Genomic DNA, 13,710 nt, shown 5'->3' on the forward strand with positions numbered 1-13,710 from the left:
CATAAAAATATCAGCCCTGCACAAACGCCAGCAGGTCTTTGTTGAGTGCCTCGGCATGGGTCACGGCAAAGCCGTGCGGCGCGCCGGGATAGACCTTCAACTCTGCACCCTTGATCAGCTCGGCGGCGCGCTTGCCTGATGCTTCGAACGGCACAACCTGATCACCATCGCCATGAATCACCAGGGTCGGCACATCGATTTTCGCCATGTCCGCACGGAAGTCGGTTGCGGAGAACGCCGTCACGCAATCCAGCGTGCCTTTGAGCGAGGCGAGCAGGGCGATGTTCAAGGTCTGGGCCTGTACGCCCTCGGAAACCTTCTGGCCTTTGTTCAGGCCGTAGAACGGCGTGGCAAAATCACTGATGAATTGTGCGCGGTCCTTGAGCAGACCCTCCTTGATGCCATCGAACACTGATTCGTCGACGCCTTCCGGATTGTCGTCAGTCTTGAGGAAAAACGGTGTGACCGAGCCCAGCAAGGCCAGTTTGGCAACTCGCTCGCTACCATATTTTGCGATATAGCGCGTCACATCGCCGCCGCCCATTGAAAAGCCCACCAGCGTCACGTCGTGCAGATCAAGGTGCTCGATCAGCTCGGCGATATCGTCAGCGAAGGTGTCGTAGTCATAACCGGTCCACGGCTGGCTGGAACGACCGAAGCCTCGGCGGTCGAAGGCAATGGTGCGATAGCCCCGGCTGCTGAGGTATTCCATCTGGTATTCCCACATATCCGCATCCAGCGGCCAGCCGTGGCTGAACAGTACCGGCTTACCCTCGCCCCAGTCCTTGTAATAGATCTCGGTGCCATCTTTTGCGTTGAACGTGCTCATGCAGATTCCTCTCGATGTCGGGTTGATCGGGCAAGCGCTCTGGTGCACAGGCTCATGCATGCCTTCGGCAGCCGCCGATAATTCCGGCAGTTGGCGCTTTGCATAGTTCAGTCGGGAAGAATGAGCGTACTGTTCTGGCGCAATTTTTTGAAACATCGGCTCATCGTATTTCCCTGCCGGAACCGAACTTGCCGGGCATACGGGAATCAGTTCCTTGGGATCAAAGCGCGCTTTGGCCTGTGCATGGTTGTATTTGTCCATAGAAGGAGAGAACTGCGTGGCGTCTCAGCTGAAAATCTTGATCCTGTCGGGTCTGCTGCTATTCGCAGGCAGTTTCAATCTCCAGGCAGCTGATGTACCTGCGCTGCCAATGGGCGCTGCGGTGCCGACCGACGACAAAGCGGCCGAGAAGGCCGATGGCAAAGCAGCTGACAAACCTGCGGCGAAAGCGGATGACAAGGCCGCTGAAAAGGCGGATGCGAAACCGGCAGACGGCGGGGAGCCAGCAGCGGCCGAGGCCCCGGAACTTCTGGTGCAGGGCGGGTTGCTCGGTGCCATCAGTTCCAGCATTGATGACGTCCAGGAAAAGCTTAATCTTGACGACAACCTCTTCGACGCCTGGCAGCTGCGCGCCGACCGTGCAGCCGACGAGCTGGAGAAACTGGTCAACAAGCGAACTACACGTTCTCCGTGGAGTGTTGCCGGGGACTTCCTTGCCCTGTCGTTTGTCTGGATCGGCTCGTTTGCCGTTCTGACCACGTTGGGTCGTTTTCTGGCGGTGCGCTTGTGCCGAACGCCATTCATGCGGGTGCGCGAGCGCAGTCAGGCGCTGCTCAAATACGTATTGCCGTTCACCTTGCCAGCCATCGTCTGTCTGCCATTGACTCTCTACGTCAGCCACTTCATGCCGTCTTCAGTGGGCCGTGCGCTGGCGCTGTGCTTTGCCTATGCGACCAGCAGTGGCATCGTGTCGACCTCGGTGCTGCTCTGCGTGATTGTGATGTTCAACTCCGGGCACAAGCGCGCCGCGGTACGCATGATTCGCCGCTACGCGCCGAGGCCACTGTTTGTGGTCGGTTTTCTGGCGGCGCTGAGCGATGCACTGACCAGCCCGCAGATCGCCCGCCAACTGGGCAGCAACGTCACCACCAGCGTTGCGGTGTTCACCGGGCTGTTTGCGTCGGTGGTGTTCTGCATGCTGATCATCAAGGTGCGCCGCCCGGTGGCGCACCTGATTCGTAACCGTTCCTTGAGCAGCCGCCTGCAACGGCCAGCACTGCAGCAGTCGCTGAAAATCTTCTCCAACCTGTGGCACTTGCCGATCCTGCTGATGATTCTGGTCTCGGCGATCAACCTGATCGGAGCCGGTGAAGACAGTCAGGAAGCGCTGCGTTGTGCGTTGTTCACCACCATTCTGCTGATCGCCACGGTATTTTTGAGCACAGTGTTCCAGCACCTGTTCAAACCGACCGAATCCCTGGGGCGCGGCGGGCATGTGTACAAGGCGCGCCTGCTGAGCCTGGTGTACGCGGTGTTGCGCATTGCGCTGGCCATCGGGTTCATCGAGATACTGGGGCGGATCTGGGGCTTCTCGATGTTCGAGTTTGCCCAGCGCAATACGCTGGGGCGCGTGATCAGCGATTCGCTGAGCAGCATCGGCCTGATATTTGTGGTCACCTGGCTGCTGTGGGTGGTGCTCGACACGGCTATTCAGGAAGCCCTCAAACCACCAGCGAACCATCGCAGTGGCCGCCAGCCGAGTACACGAATCAAGACCATTTTGCCGCTGCTGCGCAACGCGGTGAAAATCATTCTGGTGGTGATCTGCGCGATCACCACCATGGCCAACCTGGGCATCAACGTTGCACCGCTGCTGGCGGGTGCTGGGGTCGTCGGTCTGGCCATCGGTTTCGGTTCGCAACAACTGGTGCAGGACGTGATCACCGGTCTGTTCATCATCATCGAAGACACCTTCTCGGTGGGCGATTGGGTAGTGCTCAGTACCGGCCACTCCGGATCGGTGGAAAGCCTGACCATCCGTACCGTGCGCCTGCGTGACGGCAAGGGTTTTGTCCATTCCGTGCCGTTCGGGCAGATCAAGGCGGTTACCAACCAGTCGCGGCAGTTCGCTTATGCGTTCTTCTCGGTGCAGTTCACTTACGACTCGGATATTGATGATGCGCTGGCGCTGATCCGCGAAACCGGGCAGTCGATCAGCGATGACATTCTGCTCAAGCACAACCTGCAAGGGCCGCTGGAGGTGTTCGGCGTCGACAGCATGAACCTCAACGGCATGGTGTTGACCGCGCAATTCCGCACCTCTTCCGGTGGTCAGTACGCAGTGGGGCGCGCCTTCAACGAGCGCCTCAAGCGTCTTGTGGATAAAAACCCGAACGTGCGTTTCGCGCAGACTTATCCACAGATGGTCATGGGGCCGGGCTTCAACAACCCGCAGGCTGGCGTCGAAGCCGAGGGGCCTCCTGCGCCCTCGGACCCTGCCGCTGCGACACCTTCTGCGCCGACACCTGCACCGCTTGGTCTGCCCAAGGGCAACAGCCCGCCGGGTCCGGCAGCTCAGTGATCAATCGGGCGGCATGAGACGGCTGCAACGCGTTGTTGCGGCGTCATTGCCCCGCCGGGCTGCGCAACTGTTGGGGGTTGGCAGGCAACGTGTTATGTTTGCAGGCGTTTTTCAATTGTTCGTTTGATTATCTGATACCGAGCCTGCTGACTCTATGCGAATGCGCCTTATGCTGTTGGGCGGCGGGAATGCCCTCGGGCAGGCGCTGATTCGTCTGGGTGCCGAGGAAGACATTGGTTTCCTCGCACCACGTCCACCGCAAGACGGCTGGGACGTGGCGAGCCTCACGCAACTGCTTGATGACACCCGCCCCGATGCCCTGATAAACCTTGCTTACTACTTCGACTGGTTTCAGGCGGAGACCGTGAGCGCAGCGCGCCTGACCCACCAGGAGCGCTCTGTCGAGCGTCTGGCCGAACTGTGTCAGCACCACAACATCACGCTGGTCCAGCCTTCCAGTTATCGTGTGTTCGATGGCTCGCGCGCGACTGCCTACAGCGAAAAAGACGAGCCAGTGCCCTTGGGTCTGCGCGGTCAGGCGCTGTGGCGTATCGAGCAAAGCGTGCGCGCCACCTGTCCGCAACATGTGCTTGTGCGTTTTGGCTGGTTGCTGGATGACAGCGCCGATGGCGTGCTTGGCCGCTTTCTTTCGCGCGCCAAAGAACCCGGAGAGCTGCTGCTGGCCGATGATCGACGCGGCAACCCGACGCCGGTCGATGATGCGGCGCGGGTGATTATTTCAATCGTCAAGCAACTCGATTGCGAAGCGCCGCTGTGGGGCACGTACCACTACGCCGGGCACGAAGCGACCACGCCACTGGCGCTGGGTCAGGCGGTGCTCACCGAAGCACGTCTGCTGCACCCGCTGGCCATTGAATCGCCCACCGCACAGGCTCACGCCGCGCGTCCCGATGCAGCCGAGGAACCGCAGCACGCGGTGCTGGCCTGCAAGAAAATTCTCCACACTTTCGGCATCAAGCCCCGCGCCTGGCGGGCCGGCTTGCCAAGCCTGCTGGACCGGTATTATCGACATGTCTGACGCTCCTGTTCTGATTACGGGAGGTGCGGGTTTCATTGGCTCGCACCTGACCGATGCATTGCTTGCCGACGGGCATTGCGTGCGTATCCTCGACAACCTCTCGGCGGGCAAGCGCAGCAATCTGCCGCTCGACAACCCGCGGGTTGAACTGATCGAAGGCGACGTAGCCGATGCCGAACTGGTCAAGCGCGCTGCGCAAGGCTGTAAGGCAGTGGTGCATCTGGCGGCGGTGGCCTCGGTTCAGGCGTCAGTTGATGACCCGGTGCGCACCCATCAAAGCAACTTCATCGGCACACTGAATGTCTGTGAGGCCATGCGCGAAGCGGGCATCAAACGCGTGATCTTTGCTTCCAGCGCGGCGGTATACGGCAACAACGGCGAAGGCGAAGCTATCACCGAAGACACCACCAAAGCACCGCTGACTCCGTACGCATCGGACAAGCTGGCCAGCGAGTTCTACCTGGACTTCTACCGCCGTCAGCATGGTTTGGAGCCGGTGATCTTTCGCTTCTTCAACATCTTCGGCCCGCGCCAGGATCCGTCGTCGCCGTATTCGGGCGTGATCAGCATCTTTGCCGAACGCATCCAGAAAGGCCTGCCGATCAACGTGTTTGGCGACGGCGAGCAGACACGCGATTTCTTCTACGTGGGCGACCTGCTCAAGCTGCTGCTGCAGGCCCTGTCACGGGAAAGCGCCATCGAGGGCGCGATCAACGTCGGCCTGAACAAGACCACTTCGCTCAACGAGCTGCTGGCCGCGCTTTCGCAAGTGGTCGGAAAACAGCCGGAAGTGAGCTATCAGGCACCGCGCTCGGGCGACATCAAGCATTCACGGGCCAGTAACCAGCGTCTGCTGGAGCACTTCAGCATTGATGAGCCGACACCACTGGTTCGTGGGCTTGAGTTGCTGATGGGGCAATGAGCCCCGCATCGACTGTAAGTGCTGATCGTCCCCACGCTCTGCGTGGTGATGCATTTCTGGACGCTCTGCGTCCGCTCTTGAGCGTGCGGTGCAGCGCCTATTTGTGACGCAGAGCGTCACGAACTGCATGCCGACGCGGAGCATCGGTACGATAGCCAGGAGTCCGGGCCGGGTTAAATCACGGCACGATAATCAGGAATCCGGCACGCAGAGTTCAAACCACAAAACACAAAGGCACCCGCTGAGGGTGCCTTTGTGTGTGGCGCTTGAAGGTGTGCAAGTCAGAACTTGTAACCCACGCCCACCATGTACACCCACGGGTCGATATCCACGTCGACCTTGGTCTTGCCGACGGCCAGGGCAGAAGGGCCGTCCACAGTCGCTTTGGTATCGATGTCGACGTACCAGACCGAGGCGTTGACCAGTACGTTGTCAGTGATCATGTAGTCCATGCCCAACTGAGCAGCCAGACCAACCGAGTCCTTGAGCTTGAGGTTGCTGAAACCCTGATCCTTGCGATTGCCGGTCAGGTCGGTATCGAAGAAGGTGGTGTAGTTGATACCCACGCCCGCATACGGTTGAAATTTCGACGAAGGTTCCATCGGGTAGTACTGCAACGACAGCGTCGGCGGCAGTTGCTTGATATCAGCCAGCTTGCCGTCCAGGCCTGGCCCCAGGCCTTTTACTGAAACGGTGTGGCTGAACGGTGTAGCAGCCAGCAGCTCGATGCCGACATGCTGGGTCAGCATGTAAGCGAAGGTCAGGCCGAGCTGGTTTTCGCCATCGACAGTGGCTTTGGTGCCGGAGACCTTGGCACCGTCCAGACGGACTTCGCCGCTGTCTTCATTGGGCTGGACGTGCGCAACACCGGCGCGAACGATGAAGTCGCCAGGCTCGTAGGCATGTGCCGCGACCGGGGCGGCGATGGCAAGCGCGACAACAGACGCGCGTAGCAAGTGCTTGTTCATGGAGGCTCCAGAGATCAGTCAAAATTTATGGGCATAATGTTAAAGCGCTGTCGAGCGGCGACTTTGACTCAGCTCAATGAAATCGCTGGGAACCTCGTCATCCTTATGAATCCGGCAACTCGTAGACAAGTATCTTGTCTGCCTGCATCTGATAACCCGCTTCTGCCAGTTCGCTGGTAGACGATTTGGCCTGCATCGGTCCTTCGATCCAGTACGGCTGATACAGCTCATCGACCTTCACACCCAGCTCACTCGTGACATGCACGATCTGGTTCGCTGGCGGCGGCGGCACATGGATGCAGGCACCGAAATACGGCACCAGCAAAAACTCCGTCACTCTGCCTTCCTCGCTGACCTCAAGTGGCACGATGTAGCCCGGTAAACGCACCAGCTTGCCATCCAGTGCCTTGACCACTGGCGCATGCGGAGCCAGTTGATGGGCCGCAGGCGCTGCCTCCATGGCCAGTGCATCGGACAGCTTGGACATATCGTGTATCGGAGCCGTTACCGGCTTCACCACGGGTGCATCGGGTGGAATCATGTCATTCCAGGTCAGTTCACGCGGCTCGGCGGCCCACAGTTGAGTGGAAACCGAAAGCAGCAGAGTGAGTAGCATGCGCCGCATCATGAAGGTCCTCATAAACGAATCGACAGTCCATCGGCCAGTGACTGCCTGTAGGCTCGCCAGGCTGGCACGGTTCCCATCAACAGCGCGCAACCGAGAATGGCACCGAGCAGGGTCCATTCATATTGGCCAGGTGGCATAGACGACAGGTACAGACCGTAGTTGTCGAGCACGTAGTCTCTGGCCACGAAGATGCCGATATAGAGCAGTGCGAGGCCGCTGATGACACCCGCAAGTGCCAGGGCGAAGGCTTCAAGTATAAGCAGACTTGCGATATGCCAGGGCCGTGCGCCGACCGAGCGCAGGATGGCCATCTCCCTGCGTCGTTCATTGAGGCTGGTGAGAATCGCGGTCAGCATGCCGATCAGACCGGTCAGCACCACGAACAGCGAAATTACGAACAGTGCCTTTTCAGCGGTGCCCATCAGGCTCCACAGCTCTTGCAGCGCCACGCCGGGCAGAATCGCCAGCATGGGCTCGCCACGGTATTCGTTGATTTCGCGTTGCAGGCTGAAGGTTGAGATCTTGCTGTTTAAACCCAGCATGAAGGCGGTGATCGCAGTCGGCGTCAGATCCATATTGCGTGCCTGATCGGCAGAGATACGCTCGTTGCCTCGCGCCGGTGCGCCGTTGTGCCAATCGATATGAATGGCTTCCATGCCGCCCAGGCTGATATGCAGCGTGCGGTCCACCGGTGTACCGGTCGGCTTGAGTATGCCGACCACGGTGAACGGCTTGTCGTCATGCTTGACCAGACTGATCGCCGCCACACCGTGCGCCAGTACCAGCTTGTCGCCCAATTTATAATGCAGCGCCTTGGCGACCTCCGAGCCCAGCACTACCTCAAAGGGGTCAGTCTTGAATTCACGTCCTTCGGCCATTTCCAGATGTTGTTGGCGACCGAACTGATAGTGCTCGAAATACGCTTCGTTGGTGCCCATCACCCGATAGCCACGATGGGAGTCGCCCAGCGAAATCGGGATCGCCCATTTGACCTGTTTGCTCTGGGCAAAATGCTCAAAGCTGTCCCAGCGAATGTTGTTGGTGGCGTTGCCGATGCGAAATACCGAGTACAGCAACAGGTTGATCGAACCGGAACGTGCGCCGACGATCAGGTCGGTACCGCTGATGGTGCTGGCGAAGCTGGAGCGGGCTTCGGTGCGCACCCGCTCTACGGCCAGTAACAGGCACACCGACAGCGCAATGGCGAAGGCAGTGAGAAACGCGGTGAAACGGCGGTTGGCCAGGCTGGCCATGGCCAGACGAAACAGATACATCTCAAATCTCCACGGCGACGGCGGCGCGATTCAGGTCGCTGAGCGACAGATTGCGATCAAACAGCGGTGCCAGGCTCTGGTCATGACTGACAAACAGCAGGCTGGCCCCGGCCTCGCGGCATTCGGCGAACAGCAGGCGAATGAACGCTTCGCGAGAGTCGGCGTCCAGCGCCGAAGTGGGTTCGTCGGCGATCACCAGTTCAGGTTGACCGATAAGCGCACGGGCCGCGGCCACGCGTTGTTGCTGGCCGATGGACAGTGAGTCGGCACGTCGCGTCAGCATCGCCGGGTCTTTCAGGCCCAGGTGGGCGAGCAGGGTGGTGGTCGCTTTTTCGACGCTGCCGTGGCGTTGCTTCGCACGCTCGGCGCGGACGTTGGAAAAGTGGCAGGGCAGCTCGATGTTTTCTCGCACCGACAGAAACGGCAACAAATTGAACTGCTGAAAGATGTAGCCGGTGTGATCGACTCGGAAGCGATCACGTGCTGCCGCCGACAGTGTCGACAGGTCCTGATTCAACAGGCGAATGCTGCCGCTGACAGGTTTTTGCACGCCGCCCAGCAGGCCCAGCAAAGTGGTTTTGCCGCTGCCGCTGGGGCCTTTGAGGAACAGGGTTTCGCCGGTTTGCAGGCGAAATTCAGGGATGTCCAGTAACTGCGGATGGCCTGGCCAGTTGAAGCTCAGGTTCGATAGCTCGATCAGTGCTTGGGTCATGGGCTGACTCACGCTAGGTTGGAAATTAAAAGACCGGGCCAGGCCCGGTCGTTGTACCGCAGAGTGTGATCAGAATTTCAGCGTTGGGTTGGCTGCGATCACTTCTGCGCCCGATTGGCCGCCTGGCGAGATCAGTTGTACCTGAAGCTTCTTGGTGTCGGGAAAGGTTTTGAAGATTTGCGACAGGTCGAGCCTCTTCAGAACGGCCGGTGCGTCACAGACGAACTTGTAGTGACCGTGAATTTCGCTGTGCTCATGATGATCGGCATCGCCGCCCTGAGCGTGCTCATCGTGATCGTCATCCTTGTCGCCGAACAGCGGGCTTTCCAGTTTCACCGAGGTGGCCGAGCAATTGGCGGCATCGGCGATGCTGAACAGCGCGTTGGGCTTGAGTAGCAACTCGCGCGCCTTGGCGACTTTGGCCTTGTCTTCATCCGAAGTTGCAACGTGCTCGAAACCGACGATATTCATGGCCGGGCTGTCGAATTCAAATTCCAGCGTCTTGCCTTCCAGCACCACATCCAGACGTCCTACGCCATGCTCGTGGGCTCCCAGACTGCCGTGTTCATCGCCGTGATCATGGTCATGTACTTCGGCTGCGTGGGCAGCTACGAGTGGCAACAGGGCGAAAGGCAAGGCGAGTAGCAAACGGCGCATAGCGGACTCCGGGGACAATATTGATGAAATTTGTTATGTGATCTTATAACAAGTGCCGGTGGGCGTGGACGTGTTTTTGTTCAAGCACTGGACTATCCGGTCTTCATGGACCGTTATTTGGCGGCGTTATCTGGAATACCCTAGCCCGTGCTTATGCTGAAGTAGTCTCAGCCTTTGCGTCATCAGGTCCTACTCTGAAAAATGAAAATCGCTGTACCTGCGCCGGATGCGCCGGGAGGGTTTTCATCGCCAGCCGAGTGTGACATCAGGGAAGATACTCATGAACAAGCTCCATCCGAATAGAGAAATCCTGCGTGCGGTGTACAAGGATCCAACTCGAATTACCGAATTCGCCGACGCTGACATTGTGCTGCACAAAGCCGATCAGGGCGCTGGTGGTGGCTTGTCCATAGCCATTGGCAAGGACGCAGTGCTTTCCCACGAAATCAATCTGATCAGGCGCACACGTCAGACCCTCTACATGGATGTCCACGACATCATTGCCAACGAGCACTATGGCTCGGTGCTGGGAGAGATGCGCGCCAGTTGCGAGGGCCGGAAGATCATCATGCCGTTTTGCGGCCTGTGGCGGTTTCGTGATGGCAAAATTGTCGAGCATTGGGAAAATGTCTATGACGTGCGGGCGCTTGGCAACTTCATGAACGGCAAAGAGCCGGTCATCAGCCAGTGGCGTTACGGTTGATCATGGGCATGCGCGCCAGCCTGTGGGAGCATGTATGCCTGACTGTCAGCAGGTACACATCATGTTGCGTATTCGTGGAACCGTAGGCCAGTGGCCGGTGGATTTGACTCTTGAACTGGACGAAGGCGACTGGGCGCAACTGGGCGCGCAGCTCAAGGCGGCAGCTCCCGACTTATCGGCCGCCGTGGTCGAGAGCAAGCCGCTCAACCAGGACGACAGGCTGTGGCAGGTCGCACAGGAGTTGTTGCAAAAGGCCGGGCAGATGAGTGGGCCGGATCTGCTGGGGCAACTGGAAGGGCTGGCCGGCAGTACCGCGGCAGGCAAGCATTTGCTGGTGCGCCTGCGTCACTCTGCGAACGTGAAGGTCGAGAGCGGCGGGGATGCGCCGCTGTACAGCTGGGTCGACGCGACGTGATCTGACCTGGTTGTTCAGTCACCGGCACCCGCGCGGTGCCGGTGGCAAGCTGGCTTAATACAGCGCGGCGAACAGCTTGCGACGGTATGCGGTCACCAGTGGATGCTCATTGCCCAGCAGGTCGAACACTTGCAGCAGCGTCTTGTGCGGCAGGCCCTCGGCGTAGTTGCGATTGCGAATGAACAGTTTGAGCAAGCCATCCAGCGCGGCTTCGTACTGTTGACGCGACAATTGCTGAATCGCCAGTTGATGCACCGCTTCGTCATCCTGAGGGTTTTGCGCCAGACGACTTTTCAGTTCGGCCACATCCGGCAGGGTGGCCGCTTGTGCCAGGAACGTCAGTTGCGCCTTGGCACCCGCCAGCTCGGCTTTGTGTGCATCACCGGTAACGGCGTCCAGCACTGCCTTTGCCTCGCTCAGTTCGCCACGTTCTGCCAGGCAGCGCGCATACAGAATCAGTGCTGCGGCATTGGTGTTGTCTTCGCCCAACAGCACCTTGAGCAGTGCTTCGGCTTCGGCAAAACGGCTTTCGGCAAACAGCTCTTGCGCTTGCTTGAGTGGATCGGCGGCCGGCGGAGGCGGCATGACGACATGCTGTTCGAGAATCTTGCGGATTTCCGATTCAGGCTGGGCTCCGGCAAAACCATCCACCGGCTGGCCGTCCTTGAACAGCACCACGGTCGGCAGGCTACGAATACCGAAGCGCGCAACAATGTCCTGCTCGATGTCGCAATTGACCTTGGCCAGCAGCAATTCGCCCTGATAACTCTCGGTGATTTGCTGCAGCAGGGGCATCAAGACCTTGCAGGGCGCACACCACTCGGCCCAGAAATCGACCAGTACGGGCTGGTCGAACGATTTGTCGATCACCAGTTGATCAAAGTTCGCGGCGGTTGCGTCGAAGATGTAAGCAGTTTCCTGGCTCATTGCACGTCTCGAAGAATCTGAATGCCGCCAACTATAAAGCCCGCAGGGCAATGCTGAAAGCGGCGTCGGCGGTGGGGCATCGTCCTTGCCCCGCACGCTCAGCGCTATCCACACATCTGCTTTTGATTCTGGCCGAAGGCCGTGGGAGCGAACGTGTTCGCGAAAGGGACGGAAAACTCTCTGGAAATTTATCGTTTGAACGACCTCCTTCGCGAACAAGTTCGCTCCTACAGAGACCGTTTAGCTGAGCGCTCCCGAGCTGTTATTTAGCGCTCACCGCGCCGCATGATACAGACTCACATCCCGAAACTCGTGGGGTTCAGCCAGGTCCGGCAGGGTGTGCGCATGCAGCATCGTCAGGCGCTGGTAAGCAGCGTGCTTGAAGTCGCGCACGCGGGAGTCTGCCACCAGTGCTTCGCGGCCCCGGGACAGAAATTGATCCAGCAGCGGCAGGTTGGCGCGGTCGTACAGCACGTCGGCAACCAGAATCAGATCAAAGCGATCCGCTTCGGCGAAAAAATCCGTCGAGTAGCTTAACTGCACCTGGTTGAGTTCGGCATTGGCCCGGCAGGCAGCGATCGCCAACGGGTCGAGATCACAGGCCACCACCTCAAGTGCCCCGGCCCTCAGCGCGGCAATACCTGCCACGCCCGAACCAGCACCGAAATCCAGTACCCGCTTGCCTTCTACCCAGTACGGGTTTTCGGCCAGAAAGCGCGCCAGAGCCAGGCCGCTGGCCCAGCAGAAGCTCCAATACGGTGGCTCTTCCAGAATGCGGCGCGTTTCATCCGGGCTGAAGGCACGGTCCATGTTGGCATCGTCGATCAGCCACAGTTTCAGCTCAGTGCCCGGCAACGTTGTGACAACCAGCCGGGCGTCGCCGAGCAGTTCGCTCAGCGCGTCCTGAAGGTGTCGCGGAGCAATCATGGCGCCTTGACGAATTGCAATTGCCCCAGTGCCTGAGTGGTGGGCTGGTCGATGCGCATCGACGGCAGGTGCAGTATCAATTGCCCCGACTGACTGGCGCGGCCGCGCAGTTCGACACGCCCGCCTACCGGAAAGGCTTCCGGGTTGAAGCGTAACTGGAACGGCAATGACTGGCCGTTGCCCTTCAGCAAGGTGTTGGTCAGCAGCTTCTGTGGACGACCGCGCTCGTCGATCACCAGCATCGCCAGTTCGACCTCGGCCCCGGCAGGTACGCCGAGCAGTTGCCCGCTGAGTTCACGTTGGTACGGTTGCAGCGGGCCGGGCCCGGCAGGCACTTTGATTGCCGGGGCGACGGGCGGTGCCGCAGCCGGTTTTGGTGCGTCATTGCTGCTGCACGCGGCCAGCAAGCCAATGAGGCTGAGTAGAATAACGGGGCGTAACGTCATCAAGAGCTCCACAAGACAAAAATCGAAAGGCTGAGTGACGCCATGCATGCAGTATTACCGAGCGCAGGCAATTTCACATCGCTTTAATGCGCGTCTATATACCGTAAACCCTCAGCCTTGTCTTGCCAGCAGGATGCGCTAACATGGCGCTCCTCATTCTTTCGTTGCCAGCCACCATGCACTGTCCCTTCTGCGGTGCCAATGACACCAAAGTCATCGACTCCCGCCTCGTCGCCGAAGGCGAGCAAGTACGCCGCCGACGCGAGTGTCTGGCCTGCGGCGAGCGCTTCACGACGTTCGAAACTGCCGAGCTGGTTTTGCCGCGTCTGATCAAACAGGATGGCAGTCGTCAGCCTTTCGATGAAGAAAAACTGCGCGCCGGTATGCAACGTGCGCTTGAAAAGCGTCCGGTGAGTGTCGAGCGCCTCGAGGCGGCACTGGTGCACATCAAGCACAAGCTGCGAGCGACCGGCGAGCGCGAAGTCAAATCGCTGGTGGTTGGCGAACTGGTCATGGCCGAGTTGCAAAAGCTCGATGAAGTGGCTTATATCCGCTTCGCCTCGGTGTACCGCCGCTTTCAGGACCTCAACGAATTTCGTGAAGAAATCGACCGTCTGGCCCGCGAGCCGGGTAAGGAATAAGTGCATTGCTGACTGAACAGGCGGCTCTCGACGTTCATTAC

Annotated in this window: 15 protein-coding genes; 6 read left to right on the forward strand and 9 right to left on the reverse strand. The window is 59.3% G+C overall.

What is annotated here, in order from left to right; genetic code table 11:
• Positions 1–10: 10 nt before the first annotated feature.
• The gene (locus tag RYC18_RS00330) at positions 11–829 is read right to left on the reverse strand and encodes an alpha/beta fold hydrolase (RefSeq protein ID WP_057404529.1); all 819 of its coding nucleotides are present in this window, start codon (positions 827–829) and stop codon (positions 11–13) included.
• Positions 830–1,106: 277 nt separating this feature from the next.
• Between RYC18_RS00330 and RYC18_RS00335 the strand changes: the two genes are divergently transcribed.
• The 3 genes from RYC18_RS00335 to RYC18_RS00345 all read left to right on the forward strand — a co-directional run bounded on the left by RYC18_RS00335 (position 1,107) and on the right by RYC18_RS00345 (position 5,371).
• Complete coding sequence (locus RYC18_RS00335; RefSeq protein ID WP_005782031.1) at positions 1,107–3,410, forward strand: mechanosensitive ion channel family protein; 2,304 nt, start codon at positions 1,107–1,109, stop codon at positions 3,408–3,410.
• A gap of 154 nt (positions 3,411–3,564) precedes the next feature.
• On the forward strand, positions 3,565–4,449 hold the full coding sequence (locus tag RYC18_RS00340) for a sugar nucleotide-binding protein (RefSeq protein WP_002555443.1): 885 nt from the start codon (positions 3,565–3,567) through the stop codon (positions 4,447–4,449).
• On the forward strand, positions 4,442–5,371 hold the full coding sequence (locus RYC18_RS00345) for an NAD-dependent epimerase/dehydratase family protein (protein ID WP_005745965.1): 930 nt from the start codon (positions 4,442–4,444) through the stop codon (positions 5,369–5,371). The genes RYC18_RS00340 and RYC18_RS00345 overlap by 8 nt, the downstream gene beginning before the upstream one ends.
• A gap of 281 nt (positions 5,372–5,652) precedes the next feature.
• Here RYC18_RS00345 and RYC18_RS00350 read toward each other — a convergent pair whose 3' ends face one another.
• The 5 genes from RYC18_RS00350 to RYC18_RS00370 all read right to left on the reverse strand — a co-directional run bounded on the left by RYC18_RS00350 (position 5,653) and on the right by RYC18_RS00370 (position 9,610).
• The gene (locus RYC18_RS00350; RefSeq protein WP_004666334.1) at positions 5,653–6,339 is read right to left on the reverse strand and encodes an OmpW/AlkL family protein; all 687 of its coding nucleotides are present in this window, start codon (positions 6,337–6,339) and stop codon (positions 5,653–5,655) included.
• A 103-nt stretch (positions 6,340–6,442) separates the two neighbouring features.
• Complete coding sequence (locus RYC18_RS00355) at positions 6,443–6,967, reverse strand: DUF3299 domain-containing protein (RefSeq protein WP_002555440.1); 525 nt, start codon at positions 6,965–6,967, stop codon at positions 6,443–6,445.
• An 8-nt stretch (positions 6,968–6,975) separates the two neighbouring features.
• On the reverse strand, positions 6,976–8,241 hold the full coding sequence (locus RYC18_RS00360; RefSeq protein WP_002555439.1) for an ABC transporter permease: 1,266 nt from the start codon (positions 8,239–8,241) through the stop codon (positions 6,976–6,978).
• A 1-nt stretch (position 8,242) separates the two neighbouring features.
• Positions 8,243–8,953 (reverse strand): ABC transporter ATP-binding protein, encoded by a 711-nt coding sequence (locus tag RYC18_RS00365; protein ID WP_004655859.1) that lies wholly within the window; start codon positions 8,951–8,953, stop codon positions 8,243–8,245.
• A gap of 69 nt (positions 8,954–9,022) precedes the next feature.
• Positions 9,023–9,610 carry a DUF2796 domain-containing protein gene (locus tag RYC18_RS00370; protein ID WP_005753216.1) on the reverse strand — a complete coding sequence of 196 codons (588 nt, stop codon included), beginning with the start codon at positions 9,608–9,610 and terminating at the stop codon, positions 9,023–9,025.
• Between the two features lie 280 nt (positions 9,611–9,890).
• Between RYC18_RS00370 and RYC18_RS00375 the strand changes: the two genes are divergently transcribed.
• Together RYC18_RS00375 and RYC18_RS00380 are read left to right on the forward strand one after the other, a co-directional pair.
• Positions 9,891–10,313, forward strand: coding sequence for a nuclear transport factor 2 family protein (locus RYC18_RS00375; RefSeq protein ID WP_004655855.1), 423 nt, complete (start codon positions 9,891–9,893; stop codon positions 10,311–10,313).
• A gap of 61 nt (positions 10,314–10,374) precedes the next feature.
• Positions 10,375–10,728 (forward strand): hypothetical protein, encoded by a 354-nt coding sequence (locus tag RYC18_RS00380; protein ID WP_004655852.1) that lies wholly within the window; start codon positions 10,375–10,377, stop codon positions 10,726–10,728.
• Between the two features lie 54 nt (positions 10,729–10,782).
• Here the strand turns inward: RYC18_RS00380 and trxA are convergent, their stop codons facing one another.
• From trxA to RYC18_RS00395, 3 genes are all read right to left on the reverse strand, one after another.
• Complete coding sequence (gene trxA / locus RYC18_RS00385; protein WP_002555434.1) at positions 10,783–11,655, reverse strand: thioredoxin; 873 nt, start codon at positions 11,653–11,655, stop codon at positions 10,783–10,785.
• 273 nt (positions 11,656–11,928) lie between these two features.
• Positions 11,929–12,582 carry a class I SAM-dependent methyltransferase gene (locus tag RYC18_RS00390; RefSeq protein WP_005745960.1) on the reverse strand — a complete coding sequence of 218 codons (654 nt, stop codon included), beginning with the start codon at positions 12,580–12,582 and terminating at the stop codon, positions 11,929–11,931.
• On the reverse strand, positions 12,579–13,028 hold the full coding sequence (locus tag RYC18_RS00395; protein ID WP_005745959.1) for a hypothetical protein: 450 nt from the start codon (positions 13,026–13,028) through the stop codon (positions 12,579–12,581). The genes RYC18_RS00390 and RYC18_RS00395 overlap by 4 nt, the downstream gene beginning before the upstream one ends.
• 176 nt (positions 13,029–13,204) lie before the next feature.
• Between RYC18_RS00395 and nrdR the strand changes: the two genes are divergently transcribed.
• Positions 13,205–13,669, forward strand: coding sequence for a transcriptional regulator NrdR (gene nrdR / locus RYC18_RS00400; RefSeq protein WP_002555431.1), 465 nt, complete (start codon positions 13,205–13,207; stop codon positions 13,667–13,669).
• Positions 13,670–13,710: the final 41 nt, after the last annotated feature.

It is taken from the genome of Pseudomonas syringae group sp. 247E2 (assembly GCF_032587795.1).
Lineage (GTDB): Bacteria > Pseudomonadota > Gammaproteobacteria > Pseudomonadales > Pseudomonadaceae > Aquipseudomonas > Aquipseudomonas amygdali.